The following is a 26,083-nucleotide window of genomic DNA, read 5'->3' as shown; positions in this document are numbered from 1 at the left end:
AGTGAGCTCAGGGTGTCCAGGAAAGGAAGTTGGAGTAAAGCGCCAGCCCCTGGTCAGCACTTTTCTCCGGGTGGAATTGCGTAGCAAAAATATTATCGCGGGCCAGCGCCGCTGCAAAGCGCCCGCCGTAGTCCGCCTCGCCCACGCAGTGATGAGGGTCAGCTGGTCGGGCGAAATAGCTGTGCACAAAATAGAAGTAGGCGCCGTCAGGTACACCCTTCCAGACCGGGTGAGCAGGTCCTCTGCCCAGGTCATGAAAAACCGGGTTCCATCCCATCTGGGGAACCTTGAAACGGCTTCCGTCCTGTTGCACCATACCCTCCAGGCGGAAGCGTACAACCTCGCCCGGGATGAGGCCAAGGCATTCTGTCGGTCCTTCTTCGCTTCGGTCGAGCAGCATCTGCATGCCGACACACACCCCAAACAGCGGTTTGGAAGCAGCAGCCTCAAGCACCACATCCATCAGGCCGGAATCCCGAAGCTCACGGATGCAGTCACCCATATGGCCTTGGCCAGGGAGAACCACTCGATGGGCATCTCGCACAGCCTGCGCGCTAGAGGTCACCACGACATCCGTGGCGGTCCCCATGGCAGCATGGATGACCGCTTGAGAAACCGAACGCAAATTTCCGCTGCCGTAGTCGACGACAGCCACTGTCTGGCGATTCATGACATGGAGAAGGACAACTGGCTACAGCGAGCCTTTGGTCGAAGGCACAACGTCGCCGAGACGAGCGTCGCGCTCGAGCGCCATCCGAAGGGCTCGAGCAAACGCCTTGAAGATGGTTTCTGCCTGATGGTGAGCATTCTCGCCTTTGAGATTGTCAATATGCAGCGTAACACCCGCATGATTGACAAAACCTTGGAAGAATTCATAGGCAAGCTGACTGTCAAACGCCCCAATCATCCCTGCACGGAACTCGACGTTCATGTACAGGCCCGGACGTCCGGAGAAATCCACGACCACCCTGGAGAGCGCCTCATCGAGCGGCACGTAGGCATGGCCATAGCGTCGGATCCCCTTCTTGTCGCCCACGGCTTTGCTCATGGCCTGCCCCAGAACAATACCGACATCTTCCACCGTGTGGTGTCCGTCAATATGCAAATCGCCTTTGGCCTCAACCAGCAGGTCAATCAGGCCATGGCGCGCGATCTGGTCCAGCATGTGGTCGAAAAAACCGATGCCTGTGGACAGTTCGGCCTTCCCGGAACCATCCAGATTGAGCCGCACGCGAATTTGCGTCTCGGCGGTATCACGCTGAACGTCGGCTTCCCGGGCCGCTGTGGAGTTGGGAGAAACTTGGGTCATAAGCTTTGCTTGAGGGCATCAACCAGAATGGCGTTTTCCTGCGGTGTGCCTACCGTCAGGCGCAGACAATTGCCCAGCAATGAGTGCATTGTAGAAACATTCTTGACCAAAATGCCTCGCTGCTTCAATTCGGCGAAAGTTTTGGCGGCATCTGGCACCCTGACCAGGACCATATTGGCCTCGCTGGGAAAAGGCTTGACGCCAGAGATCGCGGCCAGAGCAGCCAGCAACCGGTCTCTTTCTTCGCGGACAGTGGCGGCCTGGTCGGCCAACGCCTGGGCATGCTCCAGAGCAAACAATCCGCACTCGGCGTTGAGTGACGAAACGTTGTAGGGCGGGCGAACCTTGTCTATCTGTGCAATCAACTCGGCGTCCCCTAGCATGTAGCCCAGACGGGCCCCCGCCAAGCCTTGCTTGGACATGGTTCTCATGAGCAGCACATGGCGGTTGTCACCCGGATTCGTCCGAATCTGGCTCAACCAGCTCTTGCTGGCAAAAGGCTGATACGCCTCATCGATCACCACAATTCCGCCATAGGCACCCACTGCACGGACAACCGTACGCACGGCATCTTCGCCCCAGAGGTTCGCAGTGGGGTTGTTGGGGTAAGCCAGAAAGGTCACCGCTGGCTGGTGCTCTGCAATCGCTACCGACATGGCTGGCACGTCCAGTTCGAAGTCGGCGGTCAGCGGCACGCCATGGAACGCCAGACCCATGAGTCTGGCGCTCAACTCATACATCACGAACCCTGGAACGGGTGCCAGGATGGATGCCCCGGTCCTGGAGCAGGCCAGCACCAGAAGTGAGATGAGCTCGTCTGAACCATTGCCCAGCACAATGGCCTGAGAATCGTTCAGGTCCAACGAGCTTGCCAGCATAGCCTTCAAGTCGGCGACACGCGACCCCGGGTACCGGTTAACCTCCACTTCGCCCAGACGCTTGCCCAGCTCCGCACGCAGGCGCTCAGGCAGAGGAAATGGGTTCTCCATGGCATCGAGCTTGACCATCCCGGCGGCCGACTGCACGACATAGGCCTGCATGGCCTTGATGTCGTCACGAATGAAACGCAAAGCGGTATTCACTGGCTGTTCCGCATGGGGGGGACTGTATCCAGCCGCAGCTCCGCGGCCCTCGCATGTGCATGTAGCCCCTCACCATAGGCCATTTCAGCCGCAATCTGGCCCAAAGGTTGTGCACCCTGGGCGCTCACCTGGATGAGGCTGCTGCGCTTCTGAAAGTCATACACGCCCAATGGCGACGAGAAACGAGCGGTTCCGCTGGTGGGCAACACATGGTTGGGCCCCGCGCAATAGTCGCCCAGGCTTTCGCTCGTGTACGCACCGAGAAAAATGGCGCCGGCGTGCTTGAGCAGTGGCTCCCATTTGCCCGGCTCCCGGCTCGAGACCTCCAGATGCTCCGGCGCGATCCGGTTGCTGATCTCGCAGGCTTCTTCCATTGATTTGGTGAGAATGAGGGCTCCCCGGTCATTCAGACTCTTGGCAATGATCCCGGCGCGAGGCATGGTCGGCAGCAAGCGGTCGATCTCTGCCTGGACCTTGTCGAGATACGCGTCGTCGGGACACAGCAAGATGCTCTGTGCCAACTCGTCGTGCTCAGCCTGCGAGAAGAGATCCATGGCAACCCACTCAGGCGACGTCGTGCCATCAGCGAGGACCAGGATCTCGCTCGGCCCCGCAATCATGTCGATACCTACCGTACCGAACACCCGGCGTTTGGCCGAAGCCACGTAGGCGTTACCCGGGCCGGTGATTTTGTCCACCTTGGGGATGGTGTGTGTCCCATAGGCCAGCGCCCCGACCGCCTGAGCACCGCCAATCGTGAAGGCGCGCGTAACGCCAGCCACATAGGCGGCGGCCAGCACCAGCTCGTTGCGCTCCCCCTGGGTGGCCGTCTTACCGCCGGCGCCCCCCGTCGCGACACTGCCCCGCACTGGCGTGGGCACGACCATGATGATTTCCTGCACCCCGGCCACGTGAGCCGGTACGGCGTTCATGATCAGGCTGGACGGGTACGCAGCCTTTCCCCCGGGGACGTAGATCCCCACGCGGTCGAGCGGCGTGACCTTCTGGCCGAGCATGGTCCCGTCCTCATCAAGGTACGTCCAGGTCTCACCACCAGCCTTCTTCTGCGCTTCGTGATAGCTGCGCACGCGGGCTGCCGAGCGCTGCAGGGCATCGCGCTGAGCAGCAGGCAGGCTGTCAAACGCTCGTTTGAAGTCCTCTTGCGTGAGTTCCAGAGCTGCCATGGAATCTGCCTGCAGCCCATCGAACTTTGCCGTGTAGGCCATGACAGCCTCATCGCCGCGGGCTCGCACATCCGCCAGGATGTCGGCTACACGCTGCTCAATTGCACCGTCCGCCTCCTCCGACCAATGGAGACGCCGAGCCAGTGCGGCGTCGAAATCGGCGGATGCGGTAGAGAGGCGAAGAGGTCTGGCTGCTTGGGTCATGGTGCAAAGAGGCTTCAGGCCGATGCAGGAGCGCCAACGGCCTGGGCGAACGCATCGATGATGGGACGGATATCTGACTGTTTGAATTTGAGGGCGGCCTGGTTGACCACCAGGCGCGAACTGATGTCCATGATCTCCTCCACTTCGACCAGATGATTGGCTTTGAGTGTCTTTCCAGTGGAGACAAGGTCAACAATGGCATCAGCCATCCCGGTCAGGGGGGCCAGTTCCATGCTGCCATAGAGCTTGATCAGGTCGACATGAACGCCTTTGGAGGCGAAGAACTCACGGGCAATCGTGGTGTATTTGGTCGCCACGGTAAGGCGAGACCCCTGCCTCACTGCTTTCGCGTAATCGAAGTCGTCCGGCACCGCAACACTCATTCGGCACTTTGCAATCTGGAGATCCAGAGGCTGATACAAGCCCTGCCCTCCGTGCTCTATCAGGGTGTCCTTGCCTGTGACACCGAGATCAGCGCCACCATGGGCCACATAGGTCGGAACATCTGTTGCACGAACCAGCACGACCCGAACGCCCGGCTGATTGGTCTGAAGAATCAGCTTGCGCGATTTCTCGGGGTCCTCCAGCACCTCAATGCCAGCAGCGGCCAGAAGTGGGAGGGTTTCGTCAAAGATGCGTCCTTTGGACAACGCCAGGGTAATCATGTCTGGTTTCTCTCAGCAATGCGGACCGTCACCAGCCCTTAGCGAACTCTCTCAATATCGGCGCCAATGCCACGCAATTTGGACTCCATCTGGTCGTAGCCCCGGTCCAGGTGATAGATCCTGTCCACAATGGTCTCACCCTGAGCGACCAGTCCGCCGATCACGAGACTTGCCGAGGCACGAAGGTCAGTGGCCATCACTGTAGCGCCGGAAAGCTGCTCAACGCCTTCGACCACTGCCACTTTGCCATCGATCTGGATACGGGCACCGAGACGCATCAACTCGCTCACATGCATGAAGCGGTTTTCGAAAATGGTTTCGGTCACCGTTGCCGTTCCCTGCGACACGCAATTGAGCGCCATGAACTGGGCCTGCATGTCAGTCGGAAAGCCTGGATACTCTGTGGTACGAAAGCTCTGCGACTTCAAGCGGCCATGGCTGCGAATTCTGATGAACCCGTCGCCTGCATCGACCTCTGCGCCGGCATCCCTCAATTTCTCGACAACCGATTCAAGGTGATCTGCTCTGGCGTTGCGCAGAATCACTTCGCCCCCGGTCGCCGCCACCGCACAAAGAAATGTTCCTGCTTCAATTCGGTCGGCAACAACCTGGTGCTCGCACCCACGCAGCCGGTCGACACCCTGAATATGGATTCGACTCGTGCCATGGCCTTCAATTCGCGCACCCATGGCAATCAGCATTTCGGCCAGATCTGGGATTTCGGGCTCTTGCGCAGCGTTCTCCAACACGGTTTCTCCGTCTGCCAGAGCGGCTGCCATGAGCAGGTTTTCCGTCCCCGTGACAGTGACCATGTCGGTGGCAATACGCGCGCCTTTCAGGCGCTTCTGACCTTCGGGCAACTGGGCAACGATGTAGCCGTGCTCTACCGTGATGTCTGCACCCATGGCCTGAAGGCCCTTGATGTGCTGATCGACTGGCCTTGCGCCGATGGCGCACCCGCCTGGCAACGAAACCCTGGCCTGGCCAAACCTTGCCAACAGTGGACCAAGCACCAGGACGGATGCCCGCATGGTCTTGACCAGTTCGTATGGTGCTTCTGGCTCAATCGGCCCTTTCGCGTCAAACCGCATGCCACCACGCTCACCCAGTGTTTCTGTGCGAACCCCCATGTGGTCCAGCAATGACCGCATGGTGGCGACGTCCCTGAGACGCGGCACGTTGGTCAACATGACTGGCTCATCGGTCAACAAGGTTGCGCAAAGCTCAGGGAGGGCTGCGTTCTTCGCCCCCGATATCAGGACCTCGCCACTGAGCGGCTTGCCACCAACGATCTTCAGTTTATCCATCTGAGAGTCTCCTGTACCTCAGTTCTGTGCTGCCCACTCTTGGGGCGTCAATGTCTTCATCGACAGTGCATGCACTTCGTCTGTCTTGATGCGCTCGCCCAGCGTCGCATAGACCCGCTGGTGCCGTGCAATCGAGCGCTTGCCCTCAAACTCCGGAGAGACAATGACAGCGGACCAATGCCGCCCATCCCCTGAAACCTCAATGTGCTCGCAGGCTAGGTTGGCGGCGATGATGTCTTGAAGCTCTTGTGCTGTCATTTGAACTGTGTCCTGGATAAGGTCGATGTGAGGGCTGCCAAACCGCGGCCGCACAGGCAAGGGTACTGGAGTCACTCAATGCCGGATTTTGTACCCGATTCGCAAGAGGTGAAGCGCGATGAGCGAGACAAAGACCAGCGCTCCGCCCACGATGGCCAGTGACAGCCATGGGGAAACATCGCTGGTGCCGAAAAAGCCATAGCGGAAGCCGTCAATCATGTAGAAAAACGGGTTGAGGTGGCTGATCTGCTGCCAAACGTCAGGCAACGAGTGTATTGAGTAGAAGACGCCCGACAGAAACGTCATCGGCATGATGATGAAGTTCTGGAAAGCAGCCATCTGGTCGAACTTCTCGGCCCACAACCCCGCGATCACGCCCAGTGCCCCCAACAATGCGGCCCCAAGAAAGCCAAAAAGGACGATCCACAGTGGCGCCACTATGTCTGGCCGGGCAAACCACCAGGTGGCAAGAATGACTCCGGCTCCCACAGCCATGCCCCGGACAACCGAAGATCCGACGTAGGCCACAAACCATGCACGATGTGACAAGGGCGTGAGCAGAAGGAAAATCAGGTTGCCCATGATCTTGCTCTGAACCAGGGACGAGCTGCTGTTTGCAAATGCGTTTTGCAGCACACTCATCATCACCAGGCCTGGGAGCAGGAAGGCGGTATAGCTGACTGTGCCGTACACCTGCACACGGTCCTCCAGAACGTGTCCGAAGATCATCATGTACAGGATCGCCGTAATGACCGGAGCCGCCACCGTCTGAAATCCTACTTTCCAGAAGCGCAAAATCTCCTTGTAAAAGAGTGTCTGCCATCCGGTCATGCTGCACCTCCTGTCACTTCTTCGGAAGACAGCGACTCGCTGGCCATGACCTCAATAAAGACATCTTCGAGATCCGGCTTTCGAATCTCCACATCCTCGACGGCGATACCTGCCTGCCTGATCTGGCCCAGCCATTGCTCGATTTCCGTCGCGTCATGGGCTGGCAGTTGAACCACTCGACCTGTCACTCGTGCAACCGATGCCAGGTCGGCCGGCAGGGGCTGGTCGGTCTTGAATGACAGGACGTTGGTTGATGTCTGGCGCAAGAGGTCCGATGTGGAAGCCAGTGCCACCATTTCACCGCGCTTGAGCATGGCAATCCGCCCACACAAGGCCTCGGCCTCTTCCAGGTAGTGGGTGGTCAACAGGACTGTGCTGCCTTCACGATTGAGCTGGGAGACAAACTGCCAAAGCGTCTGGCGCAACTCGACATCGACGCCGGCTGTTGGCTCATCCAGAACAATGACTGGCGGCTTGTGAACCAGTGCCTGTGCCACCAGAACCCTGCGCTTCATTCCGCCGGAGAGCTGGCGCATGTTCGAGTTGGCCTTGTCGGCCAGGCCCAGGCCGTCGAGCAGGCTGTCGATCCAGGCGTCATTGCGCTTGATCCCAAAGTAGCCGGACTGGATTTTCAGGATGTCCCGAACGCTGAAAAACGGGTCGAACACCAACTCCTGAGGCACCACGCCGAGGGCCTTTCTGGCCTTTTGGAAGTCACTGCGCACATCATGACCCAGCACCGACGCCGTTCCACCACTGGCTCTCGCCAGCCCGGCCAGAATGCTGATCAATGTGGTCTTCCCCGCTCCATTGGGGCCAAGCAACCCAAAGAACTCACCCTGCTCTATGTCGAAGCTGACACCTTTGAGCGCACGAAAATCTCCTCTGGGTGAGGAATAGGACTTGGAGACGTTGGAGAAGGAGACTGCGGGCATGGATGGATGGCTAAAAGCCCATGACCGCCATTCAAACGAAAAAGGGCAGGAGAACCTGCCCTGGCGGCCCAAAACCCTATATTTTAAGCGGTGAGCAATTCACTCACGCCATACAGGCGAATGAGCTCCTTCAGGTGCTCAGGGATACCGACAACCTGCAACGTCCGGTTGTTTCTATGCAGATGACGCCGGAGATCAAGCAAGGCCGCTACCGACGCGGTATCGAAATCCTTCAAGGTGCTTGCGTCCACCATGACCCGCCCTCCCTCAACGCCATCTGCGGCAAGCCTGAGCTGCTTCATGGCTCCCGCCACCGACTCGATGGTCAGCTGGGCAGGCAATTTCAGGCTTGAAGAGGTGGTTGTCATGGCAGGCAAACTCAATACGGGAAGCAACTCAGCTGGCGTTGGCCTTGTTCCGCTCAGACAGGGTCGCAATCAGACCATCAATGCCTTTGGTTGAAATTTCCTGGGCAAACTGGGAGCGATAGGTCTGCACAAGCCAGACACCCAGCACATTCAAATCAAAGATCTTCCAGCCAGACTCTGTCTTCTCCAGGCGGTAGTCAAGCTGAATGGGTTCGCCTCGTCCCCGCACCTCGGAGCGCACAACGACTTCGGTGTCACTCGGGTTGGCACGAAACGGGCGGTAGCTGAGCGTCTGATCCCGGATCTCGGCCAAAGCACCGGAATAGGTCCGGACGAGCAAGGTCTTGAACTCGCTTTGCAACTTTGACTTCTGCTCGGCGGAGGCCTGGCGCCAATAGCGACCAACTGCAGAAGCGGTCATGCGCTCGAAGTTCACGTTGGGCATGATTTTGGTGTCAACCAACTCGGCAATTTTTGCCGTGTCTCCGGCCTGGATCGCCGGATCTGACTTCACCACCTCCAGCACTTCGCCGGAAATGCGCTTGATCAGTGCGTCGGGCGCCTCATCGGGCGTGGCATGAGCCACCATTGCAACCATGGACGTCCACGAAATGGTGATGGCTGCCAGCCAATGGCGTCGATTCATCATATGAAATCCTTTCCGGGCCAGAGACGCCCTCGTTCATGAACCCGTTTGAGTCCGTCGGACCTCAACGGTTCCCCAAGCCTGTGAATTATCTGGTACTTTCCACTTCACCCGCAGGAAGGTCAGCCGAGTCCGCGTCGGTGAACTCGGGCAAATGAGGCGCTTCCTCGACGATGATCTCGATTTGATTCTGCCGCCGCTGTAGGTACGCATCTCTCGTGAAGCTGTATTTGTCCAGTGCGACACTTTCAAGCATATTGGTCGCTCGAAGCAGGTTGGCTCGTTTTTCTACGGCCCGGAGTACATACAGCTCGTTGCGGGTCGGGATGTGGTCAATCCCCATCACCAGATCCCCTCGAGACTCAACACCCAGGCCCGCGGCATCCCGAACCGATGAAGGCCCCAGCAAAGGAAGAACCAGGTACGGCCCCGCAGGCACACCCCACCTGCCAAGCGTCTGCCCGAAATCCAGGCGAGTCCGCTCGATGCCCATCTCGGAGGCGAGATCCAGCAGGCCGCCAAAGCCGAGAAAAGTATTCACGTTGAAGCGAAGAAAATTGTTGGCCGCTTCCTTTGGGCGCAATTGCAGCGTTGCATTCACAAACGACCACGCATCGCTGAGGTTGCCAAAGAAGTTGCTGATGTGGGTGCGAATCAGATCGGGCGTGACAGTGGTGTACGCCGTCGCCACAGGCTTGAGCAATGCAGCGTCGACAGCGTCGTTGAACTCGGAGACCCCTCTGTTGAAGGGCTCAAGAGGATCCTTCGGATTCGCATTCGGGTGGGTGGCGCACCCACCAAGAGCCAGTAGCCCACCCAGCAGCAACGTCAACGCAAGCCAACGCCTGACGGTTTGATTGAAGCGCAGACCCAAAGTCATAAGCAAAGAACTTCCTAATGTTGTTTTTCTCGATGGCGGTTGGGCTCTTGTCCTGGCCCCTCCCTTTTCGCCAAGGCGGATGTCACTGCCCCTCGGAAGTCTTGTTGAACAAGAACTGGCCAATGAGGTTTTCCAGCACCACCGCAGACTGCGTATAGGTGATGGTATCGCCTTGCTTGAGGCTGTCCTCCAGCGCACCGGGCTCAATGCCAATGTACTGATCACCCAACAGGCCCGCCGTCAGGATTTTTGCAGACGAGTCCTTGGGAAAGTCAACAGCCTTTGAAATTTCGAGCGTGACGAGGCCCTGGAATGTCACAGGATCGAGGACGATGCTGGTGACCCGGCCAACGTTCACTCCTGCCGACCGCACCGGCGCTCTGGCCTTGAGGCCGCCAATATTGTCAAACCTTGCCTGGACCACATAGGTCTCTCCCCCTGCGTTGAAGCTCGCCAGGTTGGCGGCCTTCAGCGCAAGGAACAACAGGGCCAGTGCGCCAAGTATGACGAATGCGCCGACAAAGATTTCTGTGCTTTTCTTGTTCATTTGGTTGCTGTCCGCTCGTCAGGGAGTCGAAAACATGAGGGCCGTCAGGATGAAGTCCATGGCGAGCACACCCAGGGATGCCGTCACAACGGTACGGGTCGTGGCATAGGCAACGCCTTCAGGCGTCGCTTCGGTTTCATAACCCTGATAGAGCGCGACGGCTGTGCAGATCACACCAAAAACAACGCTCTTGATGACACCATTGCCAACATCGCGCCAGACGTCAACTCCATTTTGCTGGATAGCCCAGAAGTTGCCAGCGTCAACACCGATCAACCCCACGGCAACTATCCAGGCTCCCAGAATACCGATGGCAGAAAAAAGGGCTGTTAGCAACGGAACGGAAATGACGCCCGCCAGGAATCGTGGCGCGAGAACATGGACGCGTGGATCGATGGCCATGAGCTCCATGGCAGATATTTGCTCTCCAGCCTTCATCAGTCCGATCTCTGCAGTCAGTGAGGTGCCTGCACGGCCGGCAAACAGGAGCGCACTGACCACAGGCCCTAGCTCGCGCACCAACGACAGATTCACGACTAGCCCAAGCGCCTCCGCTGCGCCATAGCGAATCAGGGTGTTGTAGAGCTGCAAAGCCAGAACAAAGCCAACCGCCATGCCGGAGGCCAGGATGATCACCAGCGACCTGTTGCCGATGGCGTGTATCTGCTTGACCACGAGACCGAAGCGCAGAAATGCCATAGGCACTGCCTTGATCAGCTCGAAGAAGAAGATGGCGCCTCTTCCCCATCCGGCCAGGGTATTGATGGTGCGGCGACCTACGGCCTGAATGAAATTCATGCTCCAGCCCCCACACCGAAGTCATCCTCCAAGGCTGGAGCAGGATAGTGAAACGCGACCGGTCCGTCCGGTTCTCCCCGCACAAACTGTCTTACCTCGGGGTCTTCACTGCTCATCAGTTGCTCGGGCGTCCCTTGGGCAACCACTCGTCCCCCGGTGGCCAGCAACACCACCCAGTCGCTGATCTCCATACACTGTGGAATGTCATGGGAAATCAGCAATGCCGTTGCACCTGTCACATCTGTCAGGGTTCTGATCAGCTTGGCAGTAACGCCCATGGACACAAGGTCCAATCCGGCGAAAGGTTCGTCATACATGATCAGTTCGGGGTCCAGCGCGATGGCTCGTGCCAGTGCAATGCGCCTTGCCATACCGCCAGACACCTCGCTGATCTTGAGCCCGGCAGCACCTCGCAAGCCGACGGCGTGCAGCTTCATCAGAACGATGTCGCGGATGAGCGCTTCGGGCAGGTCGCTCATTTCCCGAAGCGGGAAGGCCACATTGTCAAAAACGTTGAGATCCGTGAACAGCGCACCAAACTGGAACAGCATGCCCAGCCTGCGTCGAAGCCTGAGCAATTGCGCCTTGTTGCGGACGTCTACGGTTTCACCGTCGAAAATCACTCGCCCGTCATTCGCAGCATGCACACCACCGATCAGGCGAAGCAAAGTTGTCTTGCCACAGCCAGACCCCCCCAGCACCGCGGTCACCTTACCCCGGGCGAACTGCAGTGAGAGGTCATTCAGGATCGTGCGCCGGCTGTCATAGCCGAACGTCACATGATCGATTTCAATAAAGGAAGCGTCACTCATCGGGCCGGTGGCCTATACGGGAAAGCTCCGATTGTCGCACGAGCAAAGAAACCCATCTTGGCGACAGTAACCATTTGGGGTAATAAGCGACAACGCGTAAAAAAGCCGGGGATCAACCCCGGCTTTCTGATGCTGCTCAAGTCCTACCTGCAGTTCAGCGAGGCAGGTCTGTGGCGCCCATGAGGAACTCGTCAACGGCACGCGCGGCCTGACGTCCTTCCCGGATAGCCCACACCACCAGAGACTGACCGCGGCGCATGTCGCCTGCCACGAATACCTTCTCGACGTTGGTGGCATATCCGCCTTCGACGTCCGTGGTCGCTCTGGCATTTCCGCGTGCATCCTTGTCCAGACCGAATGCATCCAGAACCGAGCCCACTGGATGAACAAAGCCCATGGCCAGCAACACCAGATCCGCTTTGTATTCCTGCTCGGTTCCCGGAATTTCGCTGAGCTTGCCGTCCTTGAACTCGACACCGACCGTCTTGAGTCCGACCACCTTGCCGCCTTTGCCGACAAACTCCTTGGTCGAGATGGAAAACTCGCGGGTACAACCTTCCTGATGACTGGAGCTCGTGCGAAGCTTGAGTGGCCAGTAGGGCCAAACCATCGGTTTGTCTTCCTGCTCAGGTGGCTGAGGCATCAGCTCGAACTGCGTCACGCTGGCAGCGCCATGCCGGTTGCTGGTGCCCACGCAATCGGAGCCGGTATCACCGCCGCCGATCACAATCACATGCTTGCCGTCGGCCCGAAGCTGCCCTTTGAGCTTGTCGCCCGCGTTGACCTTGTTCTGCATGGGCAGAAACTCCATGGCGAAGTGAATGCCATCAAGGTCACGTCCTTTGACGGGAAGGTCTCGCGACTGCTCGGAACCACCGGTCAGCAGAACCGCGTCGAAATCTTTCTTGATCTGTTCGGCAGAAACGGTCTTCTTGGCGTCATTCGTGACCTTGCTGTCAGCCGGCCACTCACCCACCAGAACACTGGTCTCGAACTTCACGCCTTCCGCTTCCATCTGCTTGACCCGGCGATCAATATGGGATTTCTCCATCTTGAAGTCCGGAATGCCGTAGCGAAGCAGACCACCGATCCGGCTGTTTTTCTCAAACACGGTCACGTCGTGGCCTGCTCGGGCCAGTTGCTGTGCAGCGGCCATGCCGGCAGGACCCGACCCGACAACCGCGACCTTCTTGCCAGTCTTGTGCTTGGGTGGCTGGGGAACGACCCAGCCACTCTCCCATGCGCGATCAATGATGGAGTGTTCAATGGACTTGATACCCACCGCGTCCCCGTTGAAGTTCACCACACATGCAGCCTCGCAAGGCGCAGGGCAAATGCGGCCCGTGAACTCCGGAAAGTTGTTTGTGCTGTGCAAAACAGTGATCGCGTTTTGCCAATCGCCCTGGTAGACCAGGTCATTGAAGTCCGGAATGATGTTGTTGATCGGGCAGCCGTTGTTGCAAAAAGGCGTTCCGCAATCCATGCAGCGCGCAGCCTGCGTCTTGGCCTGCTCGTCGTTCAGACCGATCACGAACTCTTTGTAGTTCTTCAGGCGCGCATCTACCGGCTCGTAGCCTTCTTCAATGCGCTCATACTCCATGAAGCCTGTAACTTTTCCCATGATGATTTCCTGCTAGCTGTGCGATTACTTGGCGGGGCTGGTCTGCTTCTTGGCAGACGACTTGGCTTTGCTCGTAGCGGCCTCAGCCTTCTTGCTGGCATGAATTTCTGCCAGTGCGCGCTTGTATTCGTTCGGGAACACCTTGACGAACTTGGAGCGTGTCTGCGCCCAGTTGTCCAGAATGCCTCGAGCGCGCTTGCTTCCCGTCCAGCGGTTGTGATCCTGAAGCAGCTTCTTCAACTGCTCTTCGTCGGTCTGCCCGCGATGCCAGATGGCCTCATCGATGCTCTTTCTTTGTTCAGCGGCTGGCAACACGGGCTCGAGGCTCACCATGGCCATGTTGCAGCGCTTGGCAAAGAGTCCATCCTCGTCATAGATGTAGGCTGCGCCACCGCTCATGCCTGCGGCAAAGTTGCGGCCGGTCTTGCCCAGAACCACGACAGTACCACCGGTCATGTATTCGCACCCATGATCGCCAACGCCTTCCACCACCGCGGAAGCTCCGGAGAGGCGGACAGCGAAACGCTCGCCAGCCACACCGCTGAAGAAGGCTTCACCAGAGGTGGCACCGTACATCACCGTGTTGCCGACGATGATGTTCTGTGTGGCCTCTCCGCGGAAGTCGATGCTCGGCCGCACGATGACACGGCCTCCAGACAAGCCCTTGCCCGTGTAGTCGTTTGCATCACCGATCAGGTACATGGTGATGCCGTTGCACAGGAATGCACCGAATGACTGGCCTCCGGTACCCTCGAGCTGAATGTGGATCGAATCATCCGGCAAGCCGTCGGGGTGGTGCTTTGTCACTGCACCCGAGAGCATCGCGCCCACGGAGCGGTTGACGTTGCGGGTCGCCTCCATGAACTTCACGCGCTCGCCCTTCTCGATGGCAGGCTTGGATTTCTGGATCAACACGTTGTCCAGCGCCTTCTCCAGACCATGATCCTGGCTTTCGGTGTGAAAACGTGAGATCTCGGCAGGCATTTCTGGTGCAGCGAGCAGGCGTGAGAAATCCAGGCCCTTGGCTTTCCAGTGATCAATGCCCTTGCGCATGTCGAGCATGTCGGAGCGCCCGATCAGCTCGTCGAACTTGCGAATGCCCAGCTGGGCCATAAGCTGACGCGCCTCTTCCGCGACAAAGAAGAAGTAGTTCACCACGTGCTCAGGCTTGCCTGAGAACTTGCGGCGCAGCGTCTTGTCCTGAGTGGCGATACCGACAGGGCAGGTATTGAGGTGACACTTGCGCATCATGATGCAACCCTCAACCACCAGAGGAGCGGTGGCAAAACCGAACTCGTCTGCACCCAGCATGGCACCGATCACCACGTCGCGACCAGTCTTCATCTGACCGTCGGCCTGAACGCGGATACGGCCGCGCAGGCGGTTCAAGACGAGGGTTTGCTGGGTTTCGGCCAGACCAATTTCCCACGGGCTGCCGGCATGCTTCACCGACGACCATGGCGATGCCCCAGTTCCGCCGTCATGCCCGGCGATCACCAGATGATCGGCCTTGCACTTGGCCACGCCAGCTGCAATCGTGCCCACTCCGATTTCGGACACCAGCTTGACGCTGATGGACGAGTGCGAAGACACGTTCTTCAGGTCGTGGATCAGCTGTGCCAGATCCTCGATCGAGTAGATATCGTGGTGCGGCGGTGGCGAGATCAGACCCACGCCCGGAACGCTGTGGCGCAACTTGCCGATGTACTCGGATACTTTGCCGCCTGGCAGCTGACCGCCCTCTCCCGGCTTTGCGCCCTGCGCCATCTTGATCTGGATCTGATCGGCACTGTGCAGGTACTCGGCTGTCACGCCGAAGCGGCCAGACGCCACCTGCTTGATGCGCGAGCGCAGGCTATCGCCATCAAGCAACGGGGTATCGACCTCGATCAGGTCTTCTCCAATGATGCTCTTGAGCGACTCACCCTTGGTGATCTTGATGCCCTTGAGTTCATTGCGATAGCGTTTCTGGTCCTCACCACCTTCGCCCGTGTTGCTCTTTCCGCCAATGCGGTTCATCGCAACAGCCAGCGTGGCATGCGCTTCTGTCGAGATGGAGCCCAAAGACATCGCACCGGTAGCAAATCGCTTGACGATTTCAGCCGCTGACTCCACTTCTTCCACCGGAATGGCTTTGGATGGGTCGATCTTGAACTCGAAGAGCCCACGCAGCGTCATGTGGCGTTTGCTTTGATCATTGATGATCTCCGCATACTCCTTGTAGCTGCTGAAGTTGTTGCCGCGCGTGCTGTGCTGCAATTTGGCGATGGCATCCGGGGTCCACATGTGCTCCTCGCCACGCGCACGCCAGGCATATTCGCCACCTGGATCGAGCATGTTGGCGAGAACCGGGTCGTCTCCAAAAGCTGCCTTGTGCAGGCGAATGGCTTCTTCAGCCATTTCAAACACGCCGATGCCTTCCACGCGGCTCGGGGTGCCGGTGAAGTACTTGCTGACGGTTTCGGTGTTCAGGCCAATCGCCTCGAACAACTGCGCACCGCAATAGGACATGTAGGTCGACACGCCCATCTTGGACATGATCTTCGACAAGCCCTTGCCGATCGCCTTCACATAGTTGGCGATGGCCTTGTCCGCGCTCAGGTCGCCGGGCAAGTCCTTGCTGATGGCCTTCAGCGTCTCCATGGCCAGATAGGGATGAACAGCCTCGGCACCGTAGCCGCCCAGCACGGCGAAGTGATGTACCTCTCGCGCCGTGCCGGTTTCCACTACCAGACCCGTCGCCGTGCGCATGCCTTCGCGCACCAGGTGCTGGTGAACGGCAGACAAGGCCAGCAACGCCGGGATGGCCACCTGTGTGCGGCTGACACCACGATCGCTGATGATCAGGATGTTGGAGCCGCCTTTGATGGCATCGATGGCCTCTGCACAAAGCGATGCCAGCTTGGCTTCGACACCTTCACGTCCCCAGGCGATCGGATAGGTGATATCCAGGGTGTGACTGCGGAACTTGCCCTGCGTGCCATTTTCGATATCGCGCAACTTGGCCATGTCGTCAAAGTCGAGCACAGGCTGGCTGACCTCAAGGCGCATCGGCGGGTTGACCTGGTTGATATCAAGCAGGTTGGGCTTGGGTCCGATAAAGGACACGAGCGACATCACGATGGCTTCGCGGATCGGATCGATCGGCGGATTGGTCACCTGTGCGAACAGCTGCTTGAAGTAGTTGTAGAGCGGCTTGCTGCGCCCGGACAATACAGCCAGCGGGCTGTCGTTGCCCATGGAGCCGATGGCTTCCTCGCCATTGGCCGCCATAGGGCTCATCAGGAACTTGAGATCCTCCTGGGAGAAACCGAAGGCCTGTTGCTGATCGAGCAGCTCAGGCGAGACCGACTCCATGCCGGCCGACGTTGGCTCGGACTTGACGGCGGGCAGCTCTTTGGCTGCTTCGCCAGCAACGGGGTGATCGACATCGTCCAGCCGGATACGCAGGTCTTCAATCCATAGCTTGTATGGCTTGGAGTTGGACAGCTGCGACTTCAGCTCCTCGTCGTCGATCATGCGTCCCTGGTCAAGATCGATCAGGAACATCTTGCCCGGCTGCAGACGCCATTTGCGGACGATCTTGTTTTCAGGCACGGGCAATACGCCAGACTCGGAACCCATGATGACCAGATCATCATCTGTGACGCAGTAGCGTGAGGGGCGCAGTCCGTTGCGATCCAGCGTCGCGCCGATCTGGCGGCCGTCGGTGAACACAATCGAGGCTGGTCCGTCCCATGGCTCAAGCATGGCGGCGTGATATTCGTAGAACGCGCGGCGACGCTCGTCCATGAGCGTGTGCTGCTCCCAGGGCTCCGGGATCATCATCATGACTGCATGGCTGATGGGGTAGCCCGCCATGGTCAGGAGCTCCAGGCAGTTGTCGAACACTGCTGTGTCAGACTGGCCCGCCAGACTGATCGGATAGAGCTTTTGCAGGTCGTCACCGAGCACCGGAGAGCTCATGACGCCCTCCCGTGCCTTCATCCAGTTGTAGTTGCCTTTGACGGTGTTGATTTCACCGTTATGTGCCACGTATCGGTATGGGTGGGCCAGAGGCCACTCGGGGAAGGTGTTGGTCGAGAAGCGCTGGTGCACCAGGCCCAGCGCGCTCACGCAGCGGGGATCCTGCAGATCCAGGAAGTACGTTCCAACCTGATCGGCCAGCAACAAGCCCTTGTACACAATCGTACGGGTGCTCATGCTCGGCACATAGTATTCGCTGCTGTGCTTGAGCTTGAGTGATTGCACCCGAGCACTTGCCGTCTTGCGGATCACGTACAGTTTTCGCTCAAGGGAGTCCTGAACGATCACGTCGTTGCCGCGGCCGATGAAGACCTGGCGGATCACAGGCTCCTTCTCGCGAACAGCCGGGGACATGGGCATGTCCTTGTTGACCGGAACGTCGCGCCAGCCAAGGAGGACCTGGCCTTCGGCCTTGATGGCTCGCTCCATTTCCTGCTCGCATGCCAGACGGGAAGCATGCTCTTTGGGCATGAAGATCATGCCGACGCCGTACTCACCAGCGGGCGGAAGCGACACACCCTGCTTGGCCATTTCCTCGCGATAGAGAGTGTCAGGTAGCTGAATGAGGATACCGGCACCGTCACCCATGAGCTTGTCAGCGCCCACTGCTCCGCGGTGGTCAATGTTCTCGAGAATCTTCAGGGCTTGTGTCACGATGTCGTGACGCTTCTCGCCCTTGATGTGGGCAACAAAGCCAACGCCACAGGCGTCATGTTCCTGGGATGGATCGTAGAGGCCTCGCTGTTGCAGCAGGTCTTTTTCGGCAGCCGTTGTCATGGCGCTTCCTTTTGAGTGGCAAGGCTGCATCCGCGCAGCAGAAACTGGCGGCAGGCAACCGTGAGAAAAAGTTTTCGCGGGATGCGAAGGATAGTGCATTGCAACAACAATGCCAAGCTGTTTTTTTAGGGTCTGACCCTATTTTATAAAATTGAGACTTTCTGATCGCATTAATTGGGGTCAGATATCCTGAGGGGAGCTTTTCTTGCCGCGTGGCGGGCGACCGGCAGTCAGCGGACGCAACCGGCGGCCGGTCAGCTTGCTCAACTCAGCCAGGAAGTCGCTGGATCCGTAAGGCCATCCGTGAAGCGCGCTCTCCTCAATCACCTTGGCTGTGCGCGCCGAAAGTCCCGCATGCACCAAGTCGGCGTACGCTGCCTCTCGCGCGAAAGGCGTGTTTCCCAGGCGCCAGTAACTTTCATGCGGTACCACGCGTCGGTCTTGCCTCAGACCCACAAAGTCCTGATGAGATGTCCACTCGTACCTCTCCGGTGAGTGACACAAGCCTGCCGCCACAGGCAAGGTATCGAGAAACACCATGCAGGCCAGAAGACTGTCGCCCTCTTCTACCAGGTTTGAACGGTAGCGCCCATCCCACATCGCACCATGAATGCTGTGCCGCTGGTTGAAGGTCGTCACAAAACGGCGGCCGACACCTTGCATCATGCGCGATATGCCACCCTCCAATGTGGGCGTTGCCAGCAACTGAAACTGTGTTGGCAGCAGTGCATAGGCATGAATCTGCACGCCATGTTGCTCGGCAGCCTGTGCCAAGGCATCCCAGAGCAAGGCAAGATCACCTTCGCCTGGTACAAGGTTGCGCCCCGGCGCGACACGTTGAATGACATGGTGTACATGCCCAGTCAGAGTCAATCTGGTCAGACGCGCCATTCTGTCGCTCAGTTCACTGAAGTCTTTTTCTCTTCGAACAGTCCGACACCGAACAGGCGATCATGCTCGCGGATGGCAAACCTGTCCGTCATGCCTGCAATGTAGTCCGCGACCGCACGCATCGTGTTTTCGGATTGCGCGTGGGCTTCTGGCATTTCAGACGGCCGGGACATATAGGCCTGAAAGAGATCCCGGATCACTTGCTTGGCTCTTCCCGTCGTGTCCATCACTCGAGGGTGCCGATAGAGGTGACGCAGCAGAAAGGATTTGAGGTGACGTGAGTCGCTGCGCATCTGGGCAGAGAAGGCGATCAGGGGTTCGCTCTTGCGAACATCGTCCACACCTTGCACTCCAGCCATACCGATTTGCCTCCACGACGCCGAAATGACATCGTAAACCTGTTCGCTGAGCATCAGCCTGATGGACTCGAAGAGAAGCCTTCGCCCATCCAGGCCCGGATGGTCTTTGAGTGCTTGTCGGTGAAAGCGTGCAAACAACGGCACACGGAGCAGTTGGTCCAGCTCAAGCAGTCCGCTGCGTACCCCATCGTCGATGTCATGGGCGTTGTAGGCAATTTCGTCCGCCAGGTTGCAGAGTTGTGCCTCCAGGCTAGGAGATCCACCTGACAGGAACCGGTCCGCAATACCAGAGGGGTCATTTTCCCGCAGGCGCTTTGCATTGGCCTTCGAGCAGTGCTTGAGAATGCCCTCCCGTGTCTCGAAGGTCAGGTTCAGGCCGTCAAACGATGGGTATCGTTCTTCAAGCCTGTCGACCACTCGCAGGCTCTGGATGTTGTGCTCGAACCCCATCAGTTCGTCCCATGGCAGGCCAGCATCGGCCTGGACTTTCTTGACACAGGCGTTCAGCGCGTCCTGACCTGCATGCCCGAAAGGCGTGTGCCCCAGGTCATGAGAGAGCGCCACGGCTTCTACCAGATCTTCGTTGAGCCGCAAGGATCGCGCAATGCTTCTCCCCAGCTGTGCAACCTCCAGTGAATGGGTCAACCTTGTACGAAACAGGTCCCCTTCGTGGTTGAGGAACACCTGGGTCTTGTAGACCAGACGCCGGAATGCCGTTGAATGGACAATTCTGTCGCGGTCGCGTTGAAAAGCCGTTCGGGTCGGCGCTTCAGGCTCGTGATGTCGACGTCCTCTCGACGCAGCCGGATTCGCAGCCCAAGGCGCCAGCTCGGCGTGGTGAATGGGCGGCAAATCAAAGGGGAGCATGCGCAGGACGTCTTGTTCAGCCGCCGCTGCAGCTTTCGTCAATGACTTCGCGGACCATGGTACCGGGCGCGGACTTCACAAAGGCCGAACCTTGTCCGTCAACGACCACGAACTTGATCTGGCCAGCCTCGGATTTCTTGTCGTTCTGCATCAGAGCAAGGTATCGTTCGACGTTCTGGCGTTCATCGATGACAGGCGCCACCACCGGCAAGCCAGCGGCCTTCACAACGGCCTTGAGGCGTTCGACGAAAGCCATGTCAACCAAGCCAAGCTTGTGCGACAGCAAGGCACCCATGACCATCCCGCATCCGACAGCTTCCCCGTGGAGCCAGTTGCCGTATCCCATGCCTGCCTCGATGGCATGGCCAAATGTGTGCCCGAAGTTCAGGATGGCTCGCAGGCCTCCCTCGCGTTCATCCTTTGACACCACGTCAGCCTTGATTTCACAGCTTCGGCGGATGGCATGCACGAGTCGCGCCTGATCCATGGACCTGAGGCCGGCCATGTTCTGTTCAACCCACTCCAGAAAGGCCATATCGGCAATCGGCCCATACTTGATCACCTCCGCCAGACCAGCACTCAGCTCCCTTTCGGGGAGTGTGCGCAATACGTCTGTATCGCACAGCACCACTTCTGGTTGATAGAACGCACCGATCATGTTCTTGCCGGCCGGGTGATTGATGGCTGTCTTTCCGCCCACGGACGAATCAACTTGGGACAGCAATGTGGTTGGCACCTGTACAAAAGGCACGCCACGCATGTAGCAGGCAGCGGCAAACCCGGTCATGTCGCCCACGACACCACCGCCGAGCGCATACAAAACGGTTTTTCTGTCACACGCCTTCTCCAGCAGTGCTGTGAAGATCTGATTGAGCGAGTCCCAGGTCTTGTAGGCTTCACCATCTGGCAGCACGACATGGTGCACTGTCTTGTGCCTCATGGAGAGCGTCTTCAGGAGTCTGTCCAGGTACAGCGGTGCGACGGTGGTGTTGGTAACGACCACGGCTGTCGTGCTTTTTGGCGCAGCCACATAGCCACTGGCGTTAAAAGCCACTTCCGGGCCGATCAAAATGTCGTAGCTGCGCTCGCCCAAGTCAATATGGATCACTTCAGGCTGGGATAGGGGCTTCGCGGTTGGCACACTCATGCCCTGAAGTGTAGTCGGTCTCGGACTCACAAGTGAGGAATCCCGGGCCGCTCAGCCAGTGCCCGTCTGAGCCAGCCCACCCATCTCGAGCTGCATGATGATCATGTTGACCAGCGTTGCCACAGATGGCCGACCGGTTTCAATCGTGTAATGGCAGACATCCCTGTACAGCGGATCGCGTTGTTCGAACAAGTCGCGCAGGCGCGCCAAAGGGTCAGCCACCTGGAGTAACGGGCGTTGACGGTCGTGGCGCAGCCGCCGGTAGATGTCTTCTGGCGTCGACCTCAGGTAAATGACCTGACTGCGCTCGTGAAGACATTGGCGATTGGCTTCGCGCAAAACCGCTCCACCGCCCGTGGAGATGACGGTATCGGCACGTCGTGTCAGCTCTTCGATGACAGTTGCCTCAATGTCCCGGAACCGCTCTTCGCCTTCCTTCTCGAAAAAGGAGCGAATGGAACACCCGATGTGCTGCTCAATGACATGGTCTGAATCGACAAATGACAGCGAAAGACGGCGCGACAACTGACGACCGACGGTCGATTTTCCTGAGCCTGGAAGGCCAACGAGACTGATCAGCAAAATAAAAAAGCTTGGCGTCCATGACGCCAAGCAATCAATGTTTGCAAATACCCTTGCAGGTGCGATTCAAACTGAGGCTCAGCTTTCCTCATCCTCTGCTTTTTCGGTAGTGATCTCCAATGTCGCGGTTCCTGAATTCTTGTCCAGAACAGTGATCACGTACTTCGAGTCGCAACCACCAACTTGAAGAATGGTAAAGATAGGGTCTCTTCCCGTATCGAAATAATCAATGTCAATTTTGACCCGATCCGGATCAGATACGTGGACACGGAATGGAGGTTCACCGCCAATGATGGTGACACGTGTGTTCACGTTGTACAAGACATTGCAAAACTGAAACGTGTATTTCTGCTCGTCGGCCGACAGATGAACGGGATTGAGTTCACCTCGAATTCCGCCGTCACCCGACTCGTCACCACCGCCGCCACATGATGCGAGAAATGTAGAGACTGCAACGGCAGCTGCAATCACAAATGGTTTTTTCATGCTTCTACTCACTTATATGAACTGGTCAACGGGAGACACCACGGTCAGCGATGACGCGAGGCGTCAGGAAGACCAAAAGCTCGCGTTTGTTTGACGTGTTGCGACGGTTCTTAAAGAGGTTCCCCACTACCGGTATGTCACCCAAAAGTGGAATCTTCGTCACCGTCGAAGCTTCCTCCTGCTCGAAGATGCCTCCGATGACAACTGTGCCGCCGTTCTCGACAAGAACCTGGGTTTGCACGTGTTTGGTATTGATGGCAATGCCCATTTCGGTCTCTTCGCCGCGGCTGTCCTTGTTCACATCAACGTCCAGAATGACATTGCCTTCTGGCGTGATCGAAGGTGTCACCTCAAGCTTGAGGTTGGCCTTGCGGAAAGCGATCGCAGTGGCGCCACTGGCCGTTGCCGTCTGGTAAGGGAACTCAGTACCTTGCTCAATCAGGGCCTTGACCTGGTCTGCAGTCACCACACGAGGGCTGGATACAATCCGGCCACGGCCGTCAGCTTCAAGGGCAGAAATCTCCAGGTTGAGGAAGCGGTTGGCCGCCTGACTGAAAAGCGAGACTGCAAATGCGGCGGGGGCGAAACCGGCAACTCCTGCAGCAGGCAAATTAACAAAGGACGTGTTGTCTGTGGTCAGTGGGTCCGGCGTATTGACTGTATCGTTCGTGTTAAAACTCCCGATAGAGGTAATGCTCGCTGCATCATACGAACCAGCAATCGAAGCACGGCTGTCGCCACCCGCTCCGAGATCGTAGCCCGATAGCCCCCCTCGAACGCCCCTCAGGTCTGCTCCACCCAAGCGAACGCCCAGAGACCGACCAAAGGTGTCATCTGCTTCTACGATTCGTGCCTCGATCAGTACTTGGCGAATTGGAATATCGACTTTCGATATCAGTTGTTGAACTTGCTCAAGTTTTGACGGAACATCGGTGACAAACAGCTGATTTGTTCTGGGTTCAGCTATGACACTTCCACGCTCTGAGAGGATGCGTGCAGCATCGGTCCCCTCAGCGCCAGAGCCCAGAATCTGCTTGGCGACATCCGCTGCCTTGGCATAGTTCATCTGGAACGATTGCGTGCGCAGAGGTTCCAGAGTCTGCAAAGCCTTACGATCTTCGAGATCCTGCTTCTCGCGCGCGGCAATCTCGTCACGCGGCGCAATCCACAGCACGTTGCCGTTCTTGCGCATGCCCAAGCCCTTGGCGTCAAGAATGATCTCAAGTGCTTGATCCCAAGGTACATCTTTGAGGCGCAGCGTCACAGAACCGCCAACGGAATCGGAGGTCACCACGTTGAAATTGGTGAAGTCTGCGATCACCTGCAGCAGCGAACGGATCTCGATGTTCTGGAAGTTCAGCGAGAGCTTTTCACCGTTGTAACCGGGACCTTGGGTCAGCTTGTTCGGGTCGATCTTCTGCTCGCGCACTTCCAGCACGAACTGCGTGTCGCTTTGGTATGCAGAATGCTCCCACTGACCGATCGGCCGCACGACCATGCGCACACGGTCACCTGCCTGGCTGGTAGCGATGGTCTGCACCGGGGTGCCGAAATCCGTCACATCCAGCTTTCGGGCCAGACCTTCTGGAAGGTCTGTCTTCAGGAATTCAACCACCAGATCCTTGCCGACCTGCTTGATGTCGACACCAACCTGATTGTTTTGCAGCTCAACCACGACCCGACCTGCAGCATCGGCGCCGCGACGGAAATCGATGTCCTTCAATGTACCAACATCACTGTTGAGGTCTTTGGCAAATGTCTCAGCCTTCACAGGCGCTGCTGAAGGCGCGGCCTCTGTTGACTTCGCACTTGCGTCACGATCCATCACGACCAGCAGAGCATTGCCCTCAATCTTTGCCTCGTAGGGAGAGGGCTGCTTCAAGTTGATCACAACTCTGGTACGTTCCCCCGCCTGAACAACATTGGCAGACCGCATGTTGCCTTGATTGATGTCGACAGAGTTTGAGCCGACAGCATTGACCAATCCAGGGAAATCCAGGGAAATGCGCGCAGGCGACTGAATCGTGAACCCAGTCGGAACGGCAGACAATGGTTCAGCCGTCTCGATCCGGATGACTTCAACTCCGCTTTGTACGCTTCCTGTTACCGACTGAATAGCGTTCTGCGCGTGAGAGACCAGAGCGGTCATCGCCAATACGACAGACATGCCGCCCTTGAGCATTCCCTGCCCAATGCGATTCAGCTTGGCATTCATAGTTGACGTTTTCATTAGTTCGCTTCCTCTTGTAGCAGCAGGGATGCTGTTCGTTCTGTCCATTCACCGGTCGCGTCTTGCACAATCTCTCGCAAGACAACCTCAGTCTCCGTAATTTCCATTACTTTGCCGAAGTTCTGACCAAGGTAGTTGCCCTTGCGCACCTGGTAGAGCAGTCCGTTAACGTTGATCAACGCAACCGCTTGTCCCTTTTTGTCCAAGCTACCCACCATGGACATGTTGTCCAGTGGGAACGATTCCAGCGGTTCCTTGCGTCGCTGCAGCTCGGGCTCCACTAGCGCAGAGTTCAGAAGTGGATTTACCTGAGCACCACGAAGGATTGCAGCAAGGCGTTCGCCACTAAAGGGGTCCATCTCGTCTGCAACGTCATACGATTCAGGTACAAACTTGACTGGAGCGGGGATTGGCTTGATGCTAGGTCGCACCCGGGCTCGTTCGTTCTTCATCCATGCGCTCAAGTCCTCCTCGCTTGATCCACCACATGCACTCAGCACCGTAGTCAGTAGCGCCATAAGGACCACCCCGGCAAACCTTGGGGCTGCAATGTCAAATCGCTGAATGTCCAGCATCATTTGCCCCCTTTCTTGTCCTTGGCGATTTTGCGTTGTTCCGCAACTTCTTCAGGATCCAAGTAGCGGAAGGTTTTCACGACACCTTCCAGCGTCATGCGGCCTCCAGCTTTGTTGTTCTCTGGCCCGATCTTGACATCATTGAGCGTCACAATCCTAGGCAGATTTGCCAGATCTCCAGCAAAGAGCCCCATGTCATGGTAGTCACCAGTCATTTTGATCTGGATGGGCAACTCTGCGTAGTACTCACGAGGCACAGTAATGCCAGGTTTGAAAAGCTCAAACTGAAGACTACGCCCCAAGCCGGCCTGGTTGATATCGGAAAGCAGCGCATCCATTTCCGCCCTACCTGGAAGTTGCTTCTCGAGCTGAGTCACGTACTGCTGCACCTGCTCAAGCTGCTTCTTCAACGCATCCAAATTGACGGCCTGAGTCACCTTCTTGGTAAACGACTGACGCAATTGCTGCTCTTTGGCTTGGGCGGCAACAAGCGCTTCGTCTTCAGGCTGAATCAGGAAATACCATCCCGCAACTGCGATGGCAATCGCAGTCACCAAAAAGAGCAGCACTCGTGGCGCCACCGGCCACATCGACGGATCATTTGGGTCCAGACCGGAAAACTGGCGCCTGAGCTTCTCTTCGAAGGTCGGCTCATCTGCCATGACCGGATTTTGAATTGCTTTAGCCATTTCTCAC

25 protein-coding genes are annotated in these 26,083 nt (G+C 57.7%); all 25 read right to left on the bottom strand.

Annotation, left to right across the window (positions count from 1 at the left end; all coding sequences use genetic code 11):
* Positions 1 to 7 precede the first annotated feature (7 nt).
* The 25 genes from hisH to ABWV89_RS16130 all read right to left on the bottom strand — a co-directional run bounded on the left by hisH (position 8) and on the right by ABWV89_RS16130 (position 26,076).
* Positions 8 to 670: an imidazole glycerol phosphate synthase subunit HisH gene (gene hisH / locus ABWV89_RS16250; protein ID WP_353399101.1), complete on the bottom strand. Its 663-nt coding sequence runs from the start codon at positions 668 to 670 to the stop codon at positions 8 to 10.
* Between the two features lie 21 nt (positions 671 to 691).
* Positions 692 to 1,309: an imidazoleglycerol-phosphate dehydratase HisB gene (gene hisB, locus ABWV89_RS16245; protein WP_353399098.1), complete on the bottom strand. Its 618-nt coding sequence runs from the start codon at positions 1,307 to 1,309 to the stop codon at positions 692 to 694.
* Positions 1,306 to 2,391 (bottom strand): histidinol-phosphate transaminase, encoded by a 1,086-nt coding sequence (gene hisC / locus ABWV89_RS16240; protein ID WP_502903233.1) that lies wholly within the window; start codon positions 2,389 to 2,391, stop codon positions 1,306 to 1,308. The genes hisB and hisC overlap by 4 nt, the downstream gene beginning before the upstream one ends.
* The gene (gene hisD / locus ABWV89_RS16235; protein WP_353399096.1) at positions 2,388 to 3,779 is read right to left on the bottom strand and encodes a histidinol dehydrogenase; all 1,392 of its coding nucleotides are present in this window, start codon (positions 3,777 to 3,779) and stop codon (positions 2,388 to 2,390) included. The genes hisC and hisD overlap by 4 nt, the downstream gene beginning before the upstream one ends.
* 14 nt (positions 3,780 to 3,793) lie before the next feature.
* Entirely contained in the window at positions 3,794 to 4,444 is a 651-nt protein-coding gene (hisG, locus tag ABWV89_RS16230) for an ATP phosphoribosyltransferase (protein WP_353399093.1), read from the bottom strand.
* Positions 4,445 to 4,482: 38 nt separating this feature from the next.
* Positions 4,483 to 5,751 carry a UDP-N-acetylglucosamine 1-carboxyvinyltransferase gene (gene murA / locus ABWV89_RS16225; RefSeq protein WP_353399090.1) on the bottom strand — a complete coding sequence of 423 codons (1,269 nt, stop codon included), beginning with the start codon at positions 5,749 to 5,751 and terminating at the stop codon, positions 4,483 to 4,485.
* 18 nt (positions 5,752 to 5,769) lie between these two features.
* A complete protein-coding gene (locus tag ABWV89_RS16220) occupies positions 5,770 to 6,009 on the bottom strand; it encodes a BolA family protein (RefSeq protein WP_353399087.1) in 240 nt (79 codons plus the stop codon).
* 75 nt (positions 6,010 to 6,084) lie between these two features.
* Positions 6,085 to 6,840, bottom strand: coding sequence for an ABC transporter permease (locus tag ABWV89_RS16215; RefSeq protein WP_353399084.1), 756 nt, complete (start codon positions 6,838 to 6,840; stop codon positions 6,085 to 6,087).
* Positions 6,837 to 7,775 (bottom strand): ABC transporter ATP-binding protein, encoded by a 939-nt coding sequence (locus ABWV89_RS16210; RefSeq protein WP_353399081.1) that lies wholly within the window; start codon positions 7,773 to 7,775, stop codon positions 6,837 to 6,839. Before ABWV89_RS16210 ends, ABWV89_RS16215 begins: the two co-directional genes overlap by 4 nt.
* Before the next feature lie 83 nt (positions 7,776 to 7,858).
* A complete protein-coding gene (locus ABWV89_RS16205) occupies positions 7,859 to 8,143 on the bottom strand; it encodes an STAS domain-containing protein (protein WP_353399078.1) in 285 nt (94 codons plus the stop codon).
* A 28-nt stretch (positions 8,144 to 8,171) separates the two neighbouring features.
* The gene (locus ABWV89_RS16200; protein WP_353399295.1) at positions 8,172 to 8,789 is read right to left on the bottom strand and encodes an MlaC/ttg2D family ABC transporter substrate-binding protein; all 618 of its coding nucleotides are present in this window, start codon (positions 8,787 to 8,789) and stop codon (positions 8,172 to 8,174) included.
* An 88-nt stretch (positions 8,790 to 8,877) separates the two neighbouring features.
* Complete coding sequence (locus ABWV89_RS16195; protein ID WP_353399075.1) at positions 8,878 to 9,669, bottom strand: MlaA family lipoprotein; 792 nt, start codon at positions 9,667 to 9,669, stop codon at positions 8,878 to 8,880.
* A gap of 82 nt (positions 9,670 to 9,751) precedes the next feature.
* Positions 9,752 to 10,216: an outer membrane lipid asymmetry maintenance protein MlaD gene (gene mlaD, locus ABWV89_RS16190; protein WP_353399072.1), complete on the bottom strand. Its 465-nt coding sequence runs from the start codon at positions 10,214 to 10,216 to the stop codon at positions 9,752 to 9,754.
* Positions 10,217 to 10,234: 18 nt separating this feature from the next.
* The gene (gene mlaE / locus ABWV89_RS16185) at positions 10,235 to 11,014 is read right to left on the bottom strand and encodes a lipid asymmetry maintenance ABC transporter permease subunit MlaE (RefSeq protein ID WP_353399069.1); all 780 of its coding nucleotides are present in this window, start codon (positions 11,012 to 11,014) and stop codon (positions 10,235 to 10,237) included.
* Positions 11,011 to 11,826 (bottom strand): ABC transporter ATP-binding protein, encoded by an 816-nt coding sequence (locus ABWV89_RS16180; protein WP_353399066.1) that lies wholly within the window; start codon positions 11,824 to 11,826, stop codon positions 11,011 to 11,013. The genes mlaE and ABWV89_RS16180 overlap by 4 nt, the downstream gene beginning before the upstream one ends.
* 154 nt (positions 11,827 to 11,980) lie before the next feature.
* The gene (locus ABWV89_RS16175; protein WP_353399063.1) at positions 11,981 to 13,447 is read right to left on the bottom strand and encodes a glutamate synthase subunit beta; all 1,467 of its coding nucleotides are present in this window, start codon (positions 13,445 to 13,447) and stop codon (positions 11,981 to 11,983) included.
* Between the two features lie 24 nt (positions 13,448 to 13,471).
* Positions 13,472 to 18,250, bottom strand: a complete 4,779-nt coding sequence (locus ABWV89_RS16170; RefSeq protein WP_353399060.1) for a glutamate synthase-related protein — start codon at positions 18,248 to 18,250, stop codon at positions 13,472 to 13,474.
* 180 nt (positions 18,251 to 18,430) lie between these two features.
* Complete coding sequence (locus ABWV89_RS16165) at positions 18,431 to 19,039, bottom strand: transposase (RefSeq protein WP_353399058.1); 609 nt, start codon at positions 19,037 to 19,039, stop codon at positions 18,431 to 18,433.
* Between the two features lie 110 nt (positions 19,040 to 19,149).
* Entirely contained in the window at positions 19,150 to 20,367 is a 1,218-nt protein-coding gene (locus ABWV89_RS16160) for a deoxyguanosinetriphosphate triphosphohydrolase (RefSeq protein WP_353399055.1), read from the bottom strand.
* Between the two features lie 16 nt (positions 20,368 to 20,383).
* On the bottom strand, positions 20,384 to 21,514 hold the full coding sequence (gene aroB / locus ABWV89_RS16155) for a 3-dehydroquinate synthase (RefSeq protein WP_353399052.1): 1,131 nt from the start codon (positions 21,512 to 21,514) through the stop codon (positions 20,384 to 20,386).
* A gap of 51 nt (positions 21,515 to 21,565) precedes the next feature.
* Complete coding sequence (locus ABWV89_RS16150) at positions 21,566 to 22,096, bottom strand: shikimate kinase (RefSeq protein ID WP_353399049.1); 531 nt, start codon at positions 22,094 to 22,096, stop codon at positions 21,566 to 21,568.
* A gap of 78 nt (positions 22,097 to 22,174) precedes the next feature.
* Positions 22,175 to 22,582: a hypothetical protein gene (locus ABWV89_RS16145; RefSeq protein WP_353399046.1), complete on the bottom strand. Its 408-nt coding sequence runs from the start codon at positions 22,580 to 22,582 to the stop codon at positions 22,175 to 22,177.
* Between the two features lie 25 nt (positions 22,583 to 22,607).
* Complete coding sequence (locus ABWV89_RS16140; RefSeq protein ID WP_502903243.1) at positions 22,608 to 24,797, bottom strand: type IV pilus secretin PilQ; 2,190 nt, start codon at positions 24,795 to 24,797, stop codon at positions 22,608 to 22,610.
* Between the two features lie 14 nt (positions 24,798 to 24,811).
* Complete coding sequence (locus ABWV89_RS16135; RefSeq protein ID WP_353399043.1) at positions 24,812 to 25,390, bottom strand: pilus assembly protein PilP; 579 nt, start codon at positions 25,388 to 25,390, stop codon at positions 24,812 to 24,814.
* Positions 25,387 to 26,076, bottom strand: coding sequence for a type IV pilus inner membrane component PilO (locus ABWV89_RS16130; RefSeq protein WP_353399041.1), 690 nt, complete (start codon positions 26,074 to 26,076; stop codon positions 25,387 to 25,389). Before ABWV89_RS16130 ends, ABWV89_RS16135 begins: the two co-directional genes overlap by 4 nt.
* Positions 26,077 to 26,083 lie beyond the last annotated feature (7 nt).

This window comes from Hydrogenophaga sp. 5NK40-0174 (genome assembly GCF_040372165.1).
Lineage (GTDB): Bacteria > Pseudomonadota > Gammaproteobacteria > Burkholderiales > Burkholderiaceae_C > Hydrogenophaga.
Note: the sequence above shows the minus strand (reverse complement) of the source record. Positions and strands in the feature narration are given on the sequence as shown.

Coding starts and splice junctions, on each gene's coding strand:
- aroB (WP_353399052.1), bottom strand. CDS start 21,514: ATGAGTGTGCCAACCGCGAAGCCCCTATCCCAGCCTGAAGTGATCCAT.
- ABWV89_RS16175 (WP_353399063.1), bottom strand. CDS start 13,447: ATGGGAAAAGTTACAGGCTTCATGGAGTATGAGCGCATTGAAGAAGGC.
- hisH (WP_353399101.1), bottom strand. CDS start 670: ATGAATCGCCAGACAGTGGCTGTCGTCGACTACGGCAGCGGAAATTTG.
- ABWV89_RS16180 (WP_353399066.1), bottom strand. CDS start 11,826: ATGAGTGACGCTTCCTTTATTGAAATCGATCATGTGACGTTCGGCTAT.
- mlaD (WP_353399072.1), bottom strand. CDS start 10,216: ATGAACAAGAAAAGCACAGAAATCTTTGTCGGCGCATTCGTCATACTT.
- murA (WP_353399090.1), bottom strand. CDS start 5,751: ATGGATAAACTGAAGATCGTTGGTGGCAAGCCGCTCAGTGGCGAGGTC.
- ABWV89_RS16215 (WP_353399084.1), bottom strand. CDS start 6,840: ATGACCGGATGGCAGACACTCTTTTACAAGGAGATTTTGCGCTTCTGG.
- ABWV89_RS16220 (WP_353399087.1), bottom strand. CDS start 6,009: ATGACAGCACAAGAGCTTCAAGACATCATCGCCGCCAACCTAGCCTGC.
- ABWV89_RS16205 (WP_353399078.1), bottom strand. CDS start 8,143: ATGACAACCACCTCTTCAAGCCTGAAATTGCCTGCCCAGCTGACCATC.
- hisB (WP_353399098.1), bottom strand. CDS start 1,309: ATGACCCAAGTTTCTCCCAACTCCACAGCGGCCCGGGAAGCCGACGTT.
- ABWV89_RS16170 (WP_353399060.1), bottom strand. CDS start 18,250: ATGACAACGGCTGCCGAAAAAGACCTGCTGCAACAGCGAGGCCTCTAC.
- ABWV89_RS16135 (WP_353399043.1), bottom strand. CDS start 25,390: ATGATGCTGGACATTCAGCGATTTGACATTGCAGCCCCAAGGTTTGCC.
- ABWV89_RS16145 (WP_353399046.1), bottom strand. CDS start 22,582: ATGAAAAAACCATTTGTGATTGCAGCTGCCGTTGCAGTCTCTACATTT.
- ABWV89_RS16200 (WP_353399295.1), bottom strand. CDS start 8,789: ATGAATCGACGCCATTGGCTGGCAGCCATCACCATTTCGTGGACGTCC.
- mlaE (WP_353399069.1), bottom strand. CDS start 11,014: ATGAATTTCATTCAGGCCGTAGGTCGCCGCACCATCAATACCCTGGCC.
- hisG (WP_353399093.1), bottom strand. CDS start 4,444: ATGATTACCCTGGCGTTGTCCAAAGGACGCATCTTTGACGAAACCCTC.
- ABWV89_RS16130 (WP_353399041.1), bottom strand. CDS start 26,076: ATGGCTAAAGCAATTCAAAATCCGGTCATGGCAGATGAGCCGACCTTC.
- ABWV89_RS16140 (WP_502903243.1), bottom strand. CDS start 24,797: ATGAATGCCAAGCTGAATCGCATTGGGCAGGGAATGCTCAAGGGCGGC.
- ABWV89_RS16210 (WP_353399081.1), bottom strand. CDS start 7,775: ATGCCCGCAGTCTCCTTCTCCAACGTCTCCAAGTCCTATTCCTCACCC.
- ABWV89_RS16160 (WP_353399055.1), bottom strand. CDS start 20,367: ATGCTCCCCTTTGATTTGCCGCCCATTCACCACGCCGAGCTGGCGCCT.
- ABWV89_RS16195 (WP_353399075.1), bottom strand. CDS start 9,669: ATGACTTTGGGTCTGCGCTTCAATCAAACCGTCAGGCGTTGGCTTGCG.
- hisD (WP_353399096.1), bottom strand. CDS start 3,779: ATGACCCAAGCAGCCAGACCTCTTCGCCTCTCTACCGCATCCGCCGAT.